Raw genomic sequence first — 16,550 nt, 5'->3', positions numbered from 1 at the left:
GCACAATTTAACGCTTTCTAACGACGCATTTTGCTAGCCTTTAAAACTTTTCAGCAACTTGAAGCTAGGTATATGACCGAAAAAACAAATTAATACTAAAAGCATTTTTTATCTTACAAAAAAAAGAAAATCCACCCACTTGTTTCCACGGTGAGAACAAAATAAAAACACAACATTATCAAGATGTTAAGCATTTATCCCCTTATTGACTCCAAACATAAAAGCATGTAACTTCCGCTAGTTTTGTATTATATCAGGGACACAATATGAGAATAAGCATCTGTTTTAGCATCATAATCATGCTGCTTTCGGGCTGTGGAAGCGACAATGAAAAGGTCAAAGAACATACTTCAAGCGAGGTAAAAAACACTGCGCAAGAAGAAGTGACTGTTACTGACAGCAGAAGTTCGGCTGTGACTAAAATAATCTCTAGCCAAGGAAATCCTGACGCCTTGAATATCAGCTTGTCACAATTTCAAGAAGCAGATTTTGATTGTGTATCACAGGAAAGCCTACCTGCGGTTCATAGTTACCTCAGTGTGACTGGAGAAGTTTTAAACGAATCTTTGTTAAGAAAAAGGTTGTGTGATGTCGTCTCTTTATATCAGCTCAATAATATGGACATGCTAACCGCAAAAAGATTGCAAGATATAGGTATTCGCAGACTCTTTGACGCTAACGGAAAGTTGAACGAGTGGGCTTTTGAAGAAGTTAAACGTGCTGCTCCAGAACGCCATTTTGATTTTGCTCAGCTGCAAAAACTCGTAGATGACTTTCACTACAATCAGGCAAATGTATGGCCTAAACAGATTAATCTCTCTTTCGATGATGGTGGCGCATTGCCATCTCTATATAATCACTTATGGCTATTTGAGAAGTACGATGCCAAGTTCACTTTTTACGCCAGTTTTTATTCTGATTTAGATAAACAGAAAATGATCGAGCTTGTAAAGCAAGGTCATGAGATCGGTCACCATGGTACGCGCCACGTTAATGCCGAGTTATATTCAACGCAGCACGGACTAGAAAAGTGGTTTGAAGATGATGTGCTATCTCAGTTAAGAAATATGAAGGCTGACGGCTTCAACGTTACTTCTTTTGCGTACCCTTATGGTGCAAACACACTAGCAACGGATAGAGCATTAAAAAATGAGTTTTCTCATATTCGTAAATTCGCTGCATGGGAAAACATGGAGTATACACCTGAGCGTGGCGACTCAGTCGTTATTTACGGCTTTTCTGTAGATTCTCATGTACTTAATTTTGATAGTGTTAAAAAGGCCATCGACAACTTAAAAGGTGGAGAAACACTCTACTTAGCATCTCATTCAATTGGCGCTCAAGGCGATGTCTGGTACATCACTGCTGAGAATCTTGAAAAGATACTTGCGTATGCAAAGTCAAAAGGCATCAAATTCTGTACAACATCTGAATGTCAGAACTTTAAAGGCTTAGAGTACAAAAACACCGCTCATGCCGCGTCAGAATCTATATTGTCTGTACAAGGTAAAAAAGAGGCTGATACGCTGAAGTTAGAAGACTTTACCGACGCAGGTTTTAAGTGTGTTAATGAGCAAAACCTCGTAGCAATGCACAGTTATTTGAAAGCCACTAAAGACTTGTTAACAGCCCAAAATCTGCAGCAGAGATTTTGCCAATTAAGCGACTTGTTCAAAATTAAAGACAAATCAAAGTTAAGTATTGAATTACTCAGTGATATTGGAATAAAAGGATTAGATGGACAAGATCAAGCGATTAACCGATGGGCATTTGATGAGTTACTATTAAATTCTGCCGATGGTAAGTTTTTATTTGCTGATTTACAGCAATTGGTTGATGAGTTTCACTACAATCAGGCAAATGTATGGCCTAAACAAATAAATATTTCGTTTGATGATGGCGGTGCACTACCAACGCTTCACAAGCATCTTTGGTTATTTGAAAAATACAATGTCAAATTCACCTTCTATGCGAGCTTCTATCACGACTTAAATAAAGCAATGATGAAAGATCTAGCTCAACAAGGTCATGAAATTGGTCACCATGGTACGCGCCACGTTAACGCAGAACTGTATTCTGCAAAACACGGGTTAGAAAAATGGTTAGAAGACGATGTTCTATCTCAGCTTAGAGCGATGAAAGAAGATGGCTTTAACGTGACCACATTCGCATATCCTTATGGCGCTCATTCACTCGCTACTGACAGTGCCCTGATGAAGCATTTTAAACATGTGCGTAAATTCGCAGCGTGGGAAAACATGGTGTATACACCTGAGCGCAGTGATTCAGCCATCATTTACGGCTTTTCTGTAGATTCTCATGTACTTAATTTTGATAGCGTTAAAAAGGCTATTGACAACTTAAAGGGCGGTGAAACTTTATACCTCGCTTCACATGCAATTGGTGCTCAAGGCGACGTTTGGTATATTACAGCAGAAAACCTTGAAGCGATTTTGGCCTACGCAACTCAAAAAGGGCTTAAATTTTGCCATACCAGCGAATGTATGAACTTTAAACAAGCTACTACTGAGTAATCACTCGTCAAACTCCTGAAAACTCAATTCCATGAGTCAACTAGGCTGAATATCTGCGTTATGAATGACCTTTAGCAAAGTGTTGTAATACAGATGTTCAGCCACAGTTGTAACAAGAATACATTAGCATCCTAATAATAAAATAATTGTCATCATCGTTCGCTTAACCACACTTAGTAGCGTTGGCCTTTAATGTTGGTAACCGCATGCGAATTGACTTTATGTTGTTATTTATCTTATTCAGCAATCACTTTAGGCCCAACGCTCATCGATGAAACTGAGAGCAAAAGGGTTTATCGAGCGAGCATACCGACAATGCGGTTTTTTTAATGACATGGTTAAAGACTGGCGCGTAATTTTGCCGCAAAATGTACCTTAATTATCACACATGACTATTTGCCACAGCTTGAAAGCCTAACACGATTGGACTGACATGATGTTTTCCTTTTACTGACAATAACGGCTAAGCTTGGTTATCCGCCTATAAATAACTATATGAATATATTTGAGATATTCCTCACACTGATTTCAAAACAACCATTGTGAAAATTGGCACAAACCTTTATGCTGCTGTTTGAAAGTTAGACGTACCGCCAATGTTCTATGGGTAGCGACATCAAACTAACAGCTCAGCCTTGACAACAGTAGGGGTGGGTTAAAAACAATAACAACAACACCTGTTTTAACATGAATGGATTTCTGGAGTTTCTGCATGTTTTCGCTAATAAATATAAAATCTTTAGCTGTCATCATTTTTACAACCCTTCTACTTGGCTGTGTATCTGCGGAGCAAAAAACCACACAAAATAAATACTCTCAACAAGATATCGCCTATGTGAACGGCCAGTTTTTTAATCCAAGCCTAGGTTTTGAGAACAAAACGGTTATCATCAGAGAAGGTATTGTCATCGCTCATGTTGATGCTTTGTCGGATAACTTTCCAGGCAAAGTCGTTGACTTACAAGATAAGTGGGGGATCCCGGGGCTCATAGATATGCATACCCATTCATTTGGTAACTTTATACCAAATGCAAAAAACGATGCCCCCGGAACTCAAGGTGTTTCACAAAGAGTATTAAAAGCCGGCGTTACAGGGTTTGTTGACTTATTTGGAGATGAAACTGCACTGATTGATGTAAGAACTCGATAACGAAACGGCGAGTTTATTGGTGCCGATATCTACGCCAGCCTCACTTGCTTTACGGCTCCTAAAGGACATTGCTCGGAGTATGGCATTACTACAAGAACTGTCAGTACTGTTGAACAGGCACAAAAGCAGATGGCGGAACTAGCAAAGCAAAAACCTGATGCTATTAAGATTGTTTATCAACCAAGCGACGACCAACCTTCAATTTCTAAAGCCGTGTTTGCGCAGTTAGTTCAAGAGTCTAAAAAACTGGGCATAAAAACCATTGCACATATTAAAACTTGGCAAGATATTAGAGATGCAGCCGAAGTTGGCGTTTCAGCAGTTACTCACGTGCCAAGGGGTGAAATACCAAAAGACATCGCAGGTTTGATGGCAAACTCTGACGTTGCAATTATACCTACGCTAACCGTTCACAGAGATTTCGTGAACTATTTATTTGACCCTTCAGTACTTAACGCTCCGCTTCTTTCACAACTTGTGCCTGACACTTTAATTTCTGCTTATCGCTCCAATGAGCTAATTGCTAAATACCAAGACCGTAAGATTAGTTTCCAATAAAGAAATGAGGTTATATTTGGCGCTATTAGAGCTATGAGTGATGCTGACGTTAAGATCTTGGTTGGCACTGATGCCGGAAATTGGAATACCATTCAAGGGTACTCTGTGCACAGAGAAATGAAGCTTTTGACCGATGCGGGTATATCACCGCTGCAAGCTATTGCATCAGCAACCACACATTCGGCAGACTTTTTAGGTATCAAAAGTGGCTTTAATGAAGGAGATCATGCCAATTTTGTTATCTTAAATACATCCCCTGTTGAAGATATTTTAAATACTCAACAGATAGCTCTGGTAGTAAAAAATGGCAACATAGTAGTGCAAAATGATCTGAGCCTTAGCAAACTATAAAGCCAAATTAACACACTGACAGACTAGTCAGTGTATAACTAAAAAACCCGCATTAAGCGGGTTTTTCCATAAGTAGTCGCTTTGACTATGTACGCTTTTTCGGTTTTTGCACACGCTGATTATGCTTTTTAACCGCTTTGCGAATTTGGTTGATTTTCGCACGTTTATCTTTGCGTTTTTCAGGTATAACCGACAGCTTGGTTTGTGTCTCATTTCGCAATTTTACCGATTTGCGCAGGTAGTTCACATCTTCAAGTTCAAGCTCTTCCCAACCACCTTGCGGCAGCCGCTTGTTAAGTTCTAATTTACCATAGCGAATACGAATTAGGCGTGATACTTCAACATCTTGTGATTGCCATAAACGACGTACTTCGCGGTTACGACCTTCCGTTAGTGTGACATTAAACCACTTGTTAATGCCCTCACCACCCATCGGCTTAATCTTTAAAAACTTAGCTGGGCCGTCATCCAACTCAACGCCTTTAGTCAGGTTTTTCAGAGTCTCGTTTGTTACATCACCAAATACACGCGCAGAATACTCACGCTCTACTTCATATTTAGGGTGCATTAGGCGATTAGCTAACTCACCATCATTGGTGAACAGTAATAATCCAGAGGTATTAATATCAAGACGACCTATCGCTATCCAGCGATCTCCATCTAAGCGTGGCAGTCTATCGAATACCGTACGACGCCCTTCAGGGTCTTTACGTGTACACAATTCACCTTCTGGTTTGTGATACATGATCACACGGCAAATTCTGTCTTCTTGTTGCTCGATTTTAACAATATGACCGTCAACACGTATTACCGCATTCTCTTCAACCCTGTCGCCTAATCTTGCTACTTTACCGTCGACACTAACACGGTTTGCGTCAATGTATTTTTCCATTTCACGGCGTGAGCCCACGCCGGCTCTGGCTAATACTTTTTGTAACTTTTCACTCATTAAGATGGTTCTCTCACAGAAGGATCGTTCAACATCTGGTCTATTTTTACACGGTGTTGCTCTGGTAATTTAGGCAACATATTTAGACCAGACAAAGAAAAATAATCTAAAAATTGTTTTGTAGTTGCGTACAATGCAGGCTTTCCTGGCACCTCTTTGTAACCCACAACTTTTATCCATTCACGCTCTTGCAAGCTCTTCATAATATTAGAGCTCACAGTCACACCACGTACCTGCTCAATCTCCCCGCGGGTGATTGGTTGGCGATAGGCTATCAACGCGAGCGTCTCTAACGTTGCTCGCGAATATTTGGGTGCTTTTTCTTGAAATAGGTTGCTAAGCCAAGGACTTAAACTTGCACAGGCCTGAAATCTAAAACCCGTAGCAACTTCCACCAGTCGAATTCCACGTGTTTGATAATGCTCAAAAATACTATTGAGGGCTTTGTCTATGCGCACATTCGATACGGCAATATCTTGCAGAACCGTTTCTTTCAAACGCTTTTTTGACAACGGTTTGTCGGCAACAAATATTGCTGCTTCTATTAGCTCAACAAGTTGTTCATCGCTAATTCGACGTGTTGCCATACTCTTGCTGCCTCATCAACACACAAACGACTATTATGACAGAGGTTGCGCTACTGTTGTAGCTGCAAACTCAAATAAATTTCACTATTGGGCGCGACTTGCAAGCAAGTGATCAATTGCTCTTTGATAAGTTCCAGCATTGCAATAAAGGTAACAACCACGCCACTGCGCCCCTCTTCAACTTTAAACAGCTTGTTAAATGCACACGCGCCTGAATGCTCAGATAAGTACTGGAGAATTTGACTCATGCGTTCACGAGTCGATAGCGTCTCTGCGCTGATATGATGATGCTCGAAGATTTTTGCTCTTGCCATCACATCACCCAGTGCCAGTACCAGCTCATTAAGATCGATATCTGGAAATAACACATCAGGCTCTGCTGATTCATCTAACAAGGCATGTGCAGTAAAAACATCACGGCCGACTCGCGGGATCACATCTAAGTTTTCTGCAGCTAATTTAAACTGCTCGTACTCTTGCAAACGCCTTACAAGCTCCGCTCTTGGGTCTTCTTCTTCCTCAAGCTCTTCATGTACAGGCAACAACATGCGCGACTTTATTTGTGCAAGCAGCGCAGCCATGACCAAGTATTCGCCAGCCAGTTCCAGTTGTAAGTCTTTCATCAACTCAACATAAGCAACATATTGCTCGGTAATGCTTAAAATAGGCAGCTGTAGAATATCGAGTTTATGACGCTTAATCAGATATAAAAGCAAATCTAACGGACCTTCAAAGGTCTCTAATATGACTTCCAGCGCATCTGGCGGAATATAGAGATCCTCTGGCTTTTCAACCACCGCTTCACCATTTAAAAAAGCCAGCGGTAGTTTTTGTTGCACAGGTACGTCATTCACTATTTATTACTCAAATACAGAGGTATCACCGCAACCAACACGCAAAATTTCAATGTCGTCTTCAGATAAATCAATGACCGTTGTCGCTTGCTCTATTAAATAGCCGCCGTGAATGATTAAGTCCACTTGCTTTTCAATTCTCATGCGGATCTCATCGGGATCTGATTCGGTAAATTGCTCACCCGGTAAAATCAGTGAACAAGACATCATAGGCTCACCCAATTCAGCAAGTATTGCTGATGCGATTGGATGGTCAGTAACCCGCATACCGATGGTTTTTTTCTTGTCATTGAGTAATCGTTTAGGGACTTCTTTAGTACCTTTGAAGATAAATGTGTAAGGCCCTGGTGTGTTGTTTTTTATCAAGCGAAACATTTGGTTATCAACTCGTGCATAGGTTGCAAGCTCTGACAAATCACGACATATCAAAGTAAAGTTATGATGTTTTTCAATACCACGAATGCGCTCTATACGTTCTTTGGCTTGCTTATTACCGATGGCACAGCCTATGGCGTAACCTGAGTCGGTAGGATAAACCACAACGCCACCTTGTTGAATAATTTCAACAGCCTGCTTGATGAGCCTTGCTTGTGGGTTTTCAGGGTGAATATGAAAAAATTGGCTCACTGTAAACGCTCCTCGTCCGTTTGCCAAAACTGCCAAACACCTTGGCAATCTTTTGGTAAGTATAGGTTTTTTCCGAGTTCTAACCAAGGCATTGGATAATGAAAGTCTGAGCCTTGACTCGCTAACAGGCCATATTCTTGACTTAATTGCCCCAAAAACTGTCGCTCGCAGGGCGCTTGTTGCGGCTGTGCAACTTCCATCGCCTGACCACCAACACTCTTAAACTCACCAAGTAGCTTACGTAACCACTTACTCGACATTTGATAGCAAGCTGGATGGGCTAACACGCTCACTCCCCCAGCACTTTTGATTGCATCAATAGCTGTTGCCATATCGCACCATTGGCTAGGCACATAGCCCGTTTTGTTGCGAGCTAAGAACTTTTTAAATACGCCTTGCACATCTTTTGCAACACCTCGCTCCACGAGCGCTGCAGCAAAGTGTGCACGCGTGATTTCTGCGCTACCAGCTAGTTCTTTTGCACGGTCATAAATGCCCTCATAACCTCTTTTTGCTAAGCGCTGACCAATTTCTAGTGCTCGCGCCTCGCGCTTTGCCTGTTGCGCCTGCAAAAGTGCGGTGAGTTTTGGATTTGAAATATCGACAGATAATCCAACAATATGAATTTCAAAGCTTTGCCATTTAGTCGAGATCTCTACGCCAGAGATCAGCTCTAACTCAAGCGCCTGTGCCTTTATGTATTCTCTCGCAGGCTCGATGGCTGCTATGGTGTCATGATCAGTGATAGCCAGTACATCAACGCCTTTTTCTGTTGCGCGCTCTAAAAGCTCTGCCACGCTTAAACGACCATCAGAAAAAGTGGTATGACTGTGTAAGTCGTATTTTATCAAATTTGTCCTTCGTTACATCATTGCTTTGTATTAGGCTAGCAAGTATATCATCGGATCATGCTCCGACCTTTGACTATTTTTTGCTTTTTGTTCAAGTTTTATTAGCAAAGGGGTTGACAGAACATGAAACTGTAGGGTTTACTGTACCCACTAAAGACATCTAAACGTATAAAACCATGAAAACAACAATGAATAAAAACAACATTTGGTGGTGGCACTCGTAATTGCGGGTGATTCGTTGTGTCTTAACGAAATTTCAAACCCGCTTATTTAAGCGGGTTTTTTTATATCTAAATTTTAGGAAAAATTAATGTTCAACAATGTATCTACAATTTCTTCTTGGTGGTGGTGCCTGGCTTAGCGGGACGGCATTGTTGTAACTAATTAACAACCCCGCTAAGCCTAAACAGCTTGTGGGGTTTTTTATTTTATAGGGGAATGAGGTTTGATTTTTAGTCACATAACAACCACACCAGGTGAAGTGACCAGCATACGGCAACGACGTGATTATATTAGTAGTCCCTTGTCATTGTATGCGGCACTAGGAAAAAACAACTCACTATTGCTTGAGTCTGCTGAAATAGACTCAAAAGACAATGTAAAAAGCATTATTTTAGCCGATGCGGCGCTGCGTATTGAATGTGTAGGCAAAAACGTTACCATCAAAGCGTTGTCGAATAACGGCCAGCAACTGCTTAGCTTTTTACAATCTCAAGTGCAAAGTTGTCATACAAAACTTGAAGACGATACATTAACACTCACTTATCAAAGTGTTGATGAAGAGCTTGATGAATTTAGTAAACTCAAAGCGGATAATGCTTTTAGCGCCCTGCGTACATGCATTAAAAGTATAAAGCGTAACTCAGATACGCCCTTCTCGGTGTTTTTAGGTGGCGTATTTGCTTATGACATGGTGGCCAACTTTGAGCGCTTAGAAGAGGTGCCTAATGGCAATAACACCTGCCCTGACTATGTGTTTTATCTTGCTGAAACATTAGTGCTAATTGACCACCAAGCGCAAACCACAGAGCTAATTGGTAACGTATTTAACGGCCCTGACGTACATGCAAATTGCTTTGAAGTGGGTAAGCAATTAGAGCAACTCAATGCCCGCTGCGATGAACTCACGCCCTATTTGGCGGCGCCAAATCAAGGCAACGCTGATGTGCAAGTAAATATCGATGACGCAACTTTTTGTCAGCAAGTCTCAGCACTGAAACAAAATATTATTGATGGTGATATTTTCCAGGTAGTGCCTTCGCGCACTTTCTCATTACCTTGTGCACAACCGCTAGCAGCTTATCAGCAACTCAAACAACAAAACCCAAGTCCATACATGTTTTACATGCAAGACCAAGACTTTGTGCTATTTGGCGCATCTCCTGAGTCGGCATTAAAGTACTGCACGCAAAGCAATCAGGTGGAAATATACCCCATTGCAGGCACTCGCCCACGTGGCAAGTTTGCCGATGGCAGAATCAATCCTGACTTAGACAGCCGTATTGAGTTAGAGCTTAGAAACGACCAAAAAGAACGTGCTGAACACCTTATGTTGGTAGACCTTGCGCGAAATGACATTGCACGTATCAGTGTAGCGGGTACACGCCATGCTAAAGAGTTGTTAAAAGTTGACCGCTATTCGCAAGTGATGCACTTAGTTTCACGCGTTGTGGGTCAATTAAAGCCTGATTTAGACGCCCTACACGCTTACCAAGCATGTATGAATATGGGCACTTTAGTCGGCGCACCTAAGGTAAAAGCAGCGCAACTTGTTCGCCAAGTAGAAAAGCAACGACGCGGCAGTTATGGTGGCGCTGTTGGTTACCTTACTGGTGATGGCGCAATGGACTCATGCATCGTTATTCGCTCAGCTTTTGTTAAAGATGGCACAGCCTTTGTGCAAGCAGGCGCTGGTGTAGTGTATGACTCAGTACCACAAGCTGAAGCCGATGAAACTCGTGCAAAAGCGCAAGCTGTAATAAAAGCAGTGCAATCGACCTATCAAGGAGCCAAGTGATGACAGCTCAAGCAAAAGTCTACTTTTTAGATAATTTTGACTCTTTTAGCTACAACTTGGTCGATGAGTTAACGCTATTGGGTTTAGATATGGTGGTATATCGCAACCATCTTAGTGCACAGCGCATTTTTGAAAAAATGATACAAGAGCAACAAACGGTGATACTAGTACTCTCTCCTGGTCCTGGAAACCCGGCTCAAGCGGGCTGCTTATTAGAGCTTATTGAGCTTTGCAAGGGTAAGTTCCCAATGCTAGGTATTTGCTTAGGGCAACAAGCACTCACCCAAAGTTACGGCGGTACCATTGGCCACGCTGGAGAAACCGTCCATGGTAAAGCATCTATCATTGAGGTTGACGAGCACCCCGTATTTGCAGGACTTGGCAAGCAGATTCCCGTTGCACGTTACCACTCTTTAATGGCAACCAAGGTGCCTGAGTCTCTCAAAGTGATTGCTCGATACCAAGATATACCTATGGCAATCTATCATCACGAAGATCGAGTATTGGGCTATCAGTTTCACCCTGAATCAATTTTAACCCCGGATGGTGCTCGCCTATTGCAGCAAAGCATCAACTACTTAACGCGTTAGGAGTTACCATGGATAGTATCAATTCTTTACTCGCACAGCAGTCGCTCGATTTTGCACAAAGCAGCGCCCTATTTAACGACATTATGCGTGGGCAGCTTAACGACATTGAACTAACAGCTGTGTTAGTTGCCCTGAAAATCAAAGGTGAAACGGCGCAAGAGATTGCCGGAGCAGCCAATGCAATGCGCAGCAATGCACAGCCCTTTAACACACAAGGTTTGCGCTGTGTTGATAGCTGTGGCACAGGAGGAGATGGTGCCAATACCATTAACGTCAGTACCACTGCGGCAATTGTGGGTGCCGCTTGCGGTCTGAATGTGGTTAAACATGGCAACCGCAGTGTATCAAGTAAATCGGGTTCGGCCGATTTACTGGCGGCACTTGGCATCAACCTAAATATGAGCAGCGATGCAGCCAGCCGGTGTTTAGCTCAAACTGGTTTTACGTTTTTATTTGCGCCTAATTATCACCAAGGTACGAAACATGCCATGCCAGTTAGAACCACTTTAAAAACACGCACTATTTTTAATATTCTAGGTCCACTTGCAAACCCTGCAGCCCCCCAAACACAACTGCTGGGCGTATATGATCCACAGCTATGCACACCAATGGCAGAAACATTAAAAGCGCTAGGTACTGAACGCGCAATGGTGGTACATGGTGCAGGCACCGACGAAATTGCCTTACATGGTGAAACCTTAGTGACTGAGCTTAACCATGGCAAGCTGACACACTACACGCTCAGCGCGCAAGACTTTGGTCTTGAAAACTATTCGCTTGCCGACATAGCCGGAGATACGCCAGAGTATAATGCACAAGCCAGTATTGATATTTTAAAAGGCCAAGGCAATGCAGCTCACAACGCTGCAATAGCAGCGAATGTTGCAGCATTACTGGTGATGGAACAAAAAGCAGATAGCTTTAAAGCTGCCACGCAGCACGTACTGGAACTGCTTAGTTCAGGCATTGCCTATGAAAAACTAGCACAGATCGTAGAGGTAAGTAATCATGGCTAATGTGCTCGACAAAATTGTCGCCGATAAACAAATAGAACTACAAAAACGCAAAGCAAGTTTTCCACTGGCGTCGTTCAAAGATAAAGTGCAACCTACAACCCGTGACTTTTATGGTGCGCTGGCAAAACCCGGCACGCAATTTATTTTAGAATGTAAAAAGGCCTCTCCGTCTAAAGGGTTGATCAGAGCACATTTTGATCTAGATGAGATCACCAGTGTATACAAACGCTATGCCAGTTGTATCAGCGTTCTGACTGACGAGAAGTACTTTCAAGGTAGTTTTGACTACTTAAGTTATGTGCGACAAAAAGTAGAACAACCGCTGATCTGTAAAGACTTTTTTATTGATGAATACCAAGTTTACTTGGCTCGCCTAAACGGTGGTGATGCCATTTTGCTTATGCTATCTGTCCTTGATGATCAGCAATACCTTGCTTTAGCAGACGTTGCAAAATCTTTAAACATGGCCGTGTTAACTGAGGTAAGTAACGAGCCCGAGGTTGAGCGAGCTCTTAAACTAAATGCACAAATTATCGGTATTAATAACCGTAATCTCAGAGATTTAAGTACTGACTTGGCCACAACCGAGCGACTTCGCACGTTAATTCCCAATGATAAAGTGGTCATTTCTGAATCAGGTATTTACACCCATCAGGATGTAAAACGACTCGCGCCGTTATGCAGTGGCTTTTTGGTGGGCAGTTCGCTTATGGCTGAGCAAAACTTGGATACAGCTTGTCGTAAGCTTATTCTGGGCGAAAACAAAGTATGCGGGCTTACCCGCTGCCAAGATGCACAAGCGGCTTACGAAGCTGGCGCCCTCTATGGCGGGTTAATTTTTTATCCTAAATCACAGCGTTATGTCGATTTAGACTGCGCCAAAGCCATTGTCGATAGTGCACCGCTTAGTTATGTTGGGGTATTTGTCAACGCCGATGAAGAACAAGTGGCAGAATATGCGCAAACGCTAAAGCTAACCGCAGTACAATTACACGGCCAAGAAAATGAAGATTATATAGCAAGCCTAAGAAATAGACTGCCTGTTAACTGCCAGATCTGGAAAGCACAGGGCGTCAGCGATACGCTGCCCAATCCAGTCAAAGGGGTTGATAAACACCTATACGATACCAAAACCGACGCTGGCTTCGGTGGTACGGGTCAGTCATTTGATTGGCAATTATTGTCTGAGCAAGTTGCCAATAACTTTATGCTTGCAGGTGGGCTTAATCCAGATAACGTCGCAGCCGCCGCACAGCTGGGTGCTCAAGGGTTAGATTTAAATTCAGGGGTTGAACTTAGCCCCGGTAAAAAGTGTCATGACAAAATTCAGCACGCTTTTACAAACATTAGAAATTATTGAGGTGGAAATGAACAACGCAGCATATTTTGGTGACTTTGGGGGCATGTTTGTCCCTGAGTTACTGGTCCCTGCGCTCAAACAACTTGAGCAAGAGTTTAATAAAGCGCAAAAAGACCCTGAGTTTTTACAGGAGTTTCAAAAGCTACTAAACGAATACGCGGGTCGTCCAACGCCTTTAACTTTAACGCGTAACTTAGTAAAAAACCCCAAGGTAAAGCTATATCTAAAACGTGAAGACTTGCTCCATGGTGGTGCGCATAAAACTAACCAAGTTTTGGGACAAGCGTTACTAACAAAGCGCATGGGTAAGAACGAGGTCATTGCAGAGACCGGCGCTGGTCAGCATGGTGTTGCCACAGCATTAGCTTGCGCTTTATTGGGTTTAAAGTGTCGTGTTTATATGGGTGCAAAAGACGTTGAGCGCCAACAACCCAATGTGTTTAGAATGCGTTTGATGGGCGCCGAAGTTATACCTGTCACAGCAGGTTCTGGCACACTAAAAGATGCGGTAAACGAGGCAATGCGCGATTGGTCAGCGAATTATAAAACTGCCCACTATCTACTAGGCACTGCCGCTGGCCCTCACCCATTCCCAACGGTTGTACGTGAATTCCAAAAAATGATTGGCGAAGAGGCAAAACAGCAAGTATTAGAAGCTGAAGGTCGCTTACCCGATGTGGTTATGGCCTGTGTTGGTGGCGGTTCAAATGCCATTGGTATGTTTAGTGATTTTATCGATGAGCCAAGTGTTAAGCTTGTTGGCATTGAGCCTGCTGGTAAAGGCTTGGATACGCAAGAGCATGGTGCGGCACTTTGTAAAGGCAGTAAAGGCATACTGCACGGCGCTTATACCTACATCATGCAAAATAGTGACGGGCAAATTGAAGAGTCTTATTCGGTGTCTGCAGGTCTGGATTACCCTGCTGTTGGGCCACAACACGCGTTTTTACACGAAAGTGGTCGTGCGCAATATGTAGCTATAACAGATACTGAGGCCTTGAACGCGTTTCAATCTTTGGCTAAAAACGAAGGCATTATTCCTGCACTTGAGTCAAGTCATGCCCTTGCATATGCGCTCAAATATGCTGAGCAACAAAATGAAGACACCATTATTGTGGTCAATCTAAGTGGCCGTGGCGATAAGGACTTAACCCATGTACATCAAGTTTTAAATGAGCGAGGAGAACTTTAATGAGCCGCTATGCCCAAACATTTAATGCCTTGGCTGAGCAAGATCAAGGGGCGTTTGTACCATTTGTCACTATTGGCGATCCTAACAAAGCGTTAAGCTTAGATATCATTAAAAGCTTGATAGACGGCGGTGCAGATGCCTTAGAGCTAGGTATTCCTTTCTCAGATCCCATTGCTGATGGCCCAGTTATCCAAGCTGCGAATATCCGCGCGCTTGAGCAACATATCAATACACAAGATTGCTTTGATATTATTAAACAGGTACGCCAGTACAATAATGACATTCCAATCGGCTTGTTACTGTACTCTAACCTTATTTTTGCCAAAGGCATTGAGACGTTTTATCAGCAAGCCAAAGAAGCTGGTGTCGACTCTATCTTGGTTGCAGACGTGCCTTTACATGAATCAAAACTGTTTCGTCGCGCAGCGCAAAATGTTGGTATCGAACCTATTTTTATCGCCACGCCTAATGCTAGTGATGACACGCTGAGGGAATGTGCAAGCTACGGTCGTGGCTACACTTATTTACTCTCTAGAGCCGGCGTAACAGGCACAGAAACAAGTGCGCAAATGCCCGCTGACTCGATGATCACCAAACTTAAAGAGTATCACGCAGCACCAGCACTGCTTGGCTTTGGTATATCCACACCCGAGCACGTTAAAGCAGCATTAGACTCTGGAGCAGCTGGCGCTATCAGTGGCTCTGCTGTTGTTAAAATTATTGAGCAGCACTTGGATAGTCCAAGTACGATGCTCAATGAACTCAAACAGTTTGTTAGCACAATGAAAGCGGCAACACTGCGCTAATCATACTTACGCTAGGGCGTCTTTGAGCGCCTTAGCGGCTTTAAACTGCACCTTATTTGCCCCTTCAATGATAATGGTTTCTCCGGTTTTTGGATTACGCCCAGCTTTAGCTGGATGATAGCTCAAAGCAAAAGTACCTAATCCAGCAATCGGCATCTGATCTCCTTCAGCCAAACGTTTTTTTATTACTGCTAACAATGCATTTAGTGCTGCTTGTGAGTCTTTCTTTGTTAGCGCACTGTGTGCTGACATCGTGGTTATCAATTCAGATTTGTTCATACTACTCTCATTCTGGATTGCTTAATAATGCAGCAAAACTCGCTGCACAAACATAAAAGCCGCTGAGGCTAAGGACTTAGCAACACAATGTCAATCTTGAACTTCGCTAAGGAACTTGGTAAAAACGAGTCATTATAATTAAATAGGTGAGCTTAATGGCCACATTGCTTGAATACCTTCCTCTGATCTTATTTTTCGCGGTTTACAAATTTGTAGATATCTATTGGGCTACTGGCGTTTTAATCGCCTCTTCAGTTATTCAACTTGCATATCATTATTTTCACAGCGGCAAAATCGCAACAAGGCACTGGGTATTTTTTGCCATCGCCCTAGTTTTGGGTGGAATGACAATTTTATTCCAAGATGAGCACTTTATTATGTGGAAAGCGACAGTGATATATGCCCTATTGTCACTGTCTTTGTTGGTCTCACGTTACTTTTTTAAAAAGAACCTGGTAGAAAAGGCGTTGTTAGGCCTGCTCAAATCAGTTAATGAAAAAGAGCAAGGTAAAAGCTCTGAACTCGATGTGCCGTTACCTAAATCAGTATGTGAGCAACTTAATATTATGTGGATGATCTTACTGGCTTTTATTTCAGCACTTAACTTGTATGTTGCGTACAACTTTTCACTAGATACTTGGGTGAATTTTAAAGTATTTGGCTTAATGGGAATAACCTTCGTGGCTATTTTAATAACCATGGCAAGGATTTATAAGTATCTTCCCGATGACAACTAAGTCGCGCTAGATAAAGAGCGTAATAAGTTCATCAAAGAGCCACAATGTCTAAATAATGTCACTTTCAAGGGCATTTTTACTGCTATAGTTTT

At 42.5% G+C, this 16,550-nt stretch carries 17 protein-coding genes; 11 read left to right on the top strand and 6 right to left on the bottom strand.

Annotated features, from left to right (window positions below; all coding sequences use genetic code 11):
* The first annotated feature begins 266 nt into the window (after positions 1 to 266).
* The 4 genes from HC733_RS05185 to HC733_RS05170 all read left to right on the top strand — a co-directional run bounded on the left by HC733_RS05185 (position 267) and on the right by HC733_RS05170 (position 4,593).
* Entirely contained in the window at positions 267 to 2,534 is a 2,268-nt protein-coding gene (locus HC733_RS05185; protein ID WP_190363989.1) for a polysaccharide deacetylase family protein, read from the top strand.
* 712 nt (positions 2,535 to 3,246) lie between these two features.
* On the top strand, positions 3,247 to 3,684 hold the full coding sequence (locus HC733_RS05180) for a hypothetical protein (protein WP_190363988.1): 438 nt from the start codon (positions 3,247 to 3,249) through the stop codon (positions 3,682 to 3,684).
* Positions 3,685 to 3,813: 129 nt separating this feature from the next.
* On the top strand, positions 3,814 to 4,242 hold the full coding sequence (locus HC733_RS05175; protein ID WP_190363987.1) for a hypothetical protein: 429 nt from the start codon (positions 3,814 to 3,816) through the stop codon (positions 4,240 to 4,242).
* A gap of 33 nt (positions 4,243 to 4,275) precedes the next feature.
* Positions 4,276 to 4,593, top strand: a complete 318-nt coding sequence (locus HC733_RS05170; protein WP_190363986.1) for an amidohydrolase family protein — start codon at positions 4,276 to 4,278, stop codon at positions 4,591 to 4,593.
* 85 nt (positions 4,594 to 4,678) lie between these two features.
* On the opposite strand, the gene rluB is transcribed toward HC733_RS05170, so the two are convergent.
* Genes rluB through rnm form a run of 5 tightly spaced genes read right to left on the bottom strand, consistent with a single transcriptional unit; the run spans position 4,679 to position 8,461 of the window.
* Entirely contained in the window at positions 4,679 to 5,542 is an 864-nt protein-coding gene (rluB, locus tag HC733_RS05165; protein WP_190363985.1) for a 23S rRNA pseudouridine(2605) synthase RluB, read from the bottom strand.
* The gene (gene scpB, locus HC733_RS05160) at positions 5,542 to 6,129 is read right to left on the bottom strand and encodes an SMC-Scp complex subunit ScpB (RefSeq protein WP_190363984.1); all 588 of its coding nucleotides are present in this window, start codon (positions 6,127 to 6,129) and stop codon (positions 5,542 to 5,544) included. The genes rluB and scpB overlap by 1 nt, the downstream gene beginning before the upstream one ends.
* Before the next feature lie 50 nt (positions 6,130 to 6,179).
* Complete coding sequence (locus tag HC733_RS05155; RefSeq protein ID WP_446727617.1) at positions 6,180 to 6,986, bottom strand: segregation and condensation protein A; 807 nt, start codon at positions 6,984 to 6,986, stop codon at positions 6,180 to 6,182.
* A 3-nt stretch (positions 6,987 to 6,989) separates the two neighbouring features.
* Positions 6,990 to 7,610 (bottom strand): L-threonylcarbamoyladenylate synthase, encoded by a 621-nt coding sequence (locus HC733_RS05150; protein WP_190363982.1) that lies wholly within the window; start codon positions 7,608 to 7,610, stop codon positions 6,990 to 6,992.
* Entirely contained in the window at positions 7,607 to 8,461 is an 855-nt protein-coding gene (gene rnm / locus HC733_RS05145; protein ID WP_190363981.1) for an RNase RNM, read from the bottom strand. Before rnm ends, HC733_RS05150 begins: the two co-directional genes overlap by 4 nt.
* A 445-nt stretch (positions 8,462 to 8,906) precedes the next feature.
* Between rnm and HC733_RS05140 the strand changes: the two genes are divergently transcribed.
* The 6 genes from HC733_RS05140 to trpA are packed head-to-tail and all read left to right on the top strand — an operon-like array spanning position 8,907 to position 15,442.
* Positions 8,907 to 10,478: an anthranilate synthase component 1 gene (locus HC733_RS05140; protein ID WP_190363980.1), complete on the top strand. Its 1,572-nt coding sequence runs from the start codon at positions 8,907 to 8,909 to the stop codon at positions 10,476 to 10,478.
* Entirely contained in the window at positions 10,478 to 11,068 is a 591-nt protein-coding gene (locus tag HC733_RS05135; RefSeq protein ID WP_190363979.1) for an aminodeoxychorismate/anthranilate synthase component II, read from the top strand. Before HC733_RS05140 ends, HC733_RS05135 begins: the two co-directional genes overlap by 1 nt.
* An 8-nt stretch (positions 11,069 to 11,076) precedes the next feature.
* Complete coding sequence (gene trpD / locus HC733_RS05130) at positions 11,077 to 12,084, top strand: anthranilate phosphoribosyltransferase (protein ID WP_190363978.1); 1,008 nt, start codon at positions 11,077 to 11,079, stop codon at positions 12,082 to 12,084.
* A complete protein-coding gene (gene trpCF / locus HC733_RS05125) occupies positions 12,077 to 13,444 on the top strand; it encodes a bifunctional indole-3-glycerol-phosphate synthase TrpC/phosphoribosylanthranilate isomerase TrpF (protein WP_190363977.1) in 1,368 nt (455 codons plus the stop codon). The genes trpD and trpCF overlap by 8 nt, the downstream gene beginning before the upstream one ends.
* A 7-nt stretch (positions 13,445 to 13,451) precedes the next feature.
* Complete coding sequence (gene trpB, locus HC733_RS05120) at positions 13,452 to 14,636, top strand: tryptophan synthase subunit beta (protein ID WP_190363976.1); 1,185 nt, start codon at positions 13,452 to 13,454, stop codon at positions 14,634 to 14,636.
* Entirely contained in the window at positions 14,636 to 15,442 is an 807-nt protein-coding gene (trpA, locus tag HC733_RS05115; protein ID WP_190363975.1) for a tryptophan synthase subunit alpha, read from the top strand. Before trpB ends, trpA begins: the two co-directional genes overlap by 1 nt.
* A 6-nt stretch (positions 15,443 to 15,448) precedes the next feature.
* On the opposite strand, the gene HC733_RS05110 is transcribed toward trpA, so the two are convergent.
* The gene (locus HC733_RS05110; RefSeq protein WP_342365990.1) at positions 15,449 to 15,739 is read right to left on the bottom strand and encodes an HU family DNA-binding protein; all 291 of its coding nucleotides are present in this window, start codon (positions 15,737 to 15,739) and stop codon (positions 15,449 to 15,451) included.
* A 137-nt stretch (positions 15,740 to 15,876) separates the two neighbouring features.
* Between HC733_RS05110 and HC733_RS05105 the strand changes: the two genes are divergently transcribed.
* On the top strand, positions 15,877 to 16,458 hold the full coding sequence (locus HC733_RS05105) for an inner membrane-spanning protein YciB (RefSeq protein WP_190363973.1): 582 nt from the start codon (positions 15,877 to 15,879) through the stop codon (positions 16,456 to 16,458).
* Positions 16,459 to 16,550 lie beyond the last annotated feature (92 nt).

Origin of the sequence: Pseudoalteromonas sp. S16_S37, from assembly GCF_014694405.1 — a bacterium.
Taxonomy (GTDB): Bacteria; Pseudomonadota; Gammaproteobacteria; order Enterobacterales; family Alteromonadaceae; genus Pseudoalteromonas.
The sequence above is the reverse complement of the archived record's forward strand: the minus strand, read 5'-3'. Positions and strand labels throughout refer to the sequence as shown.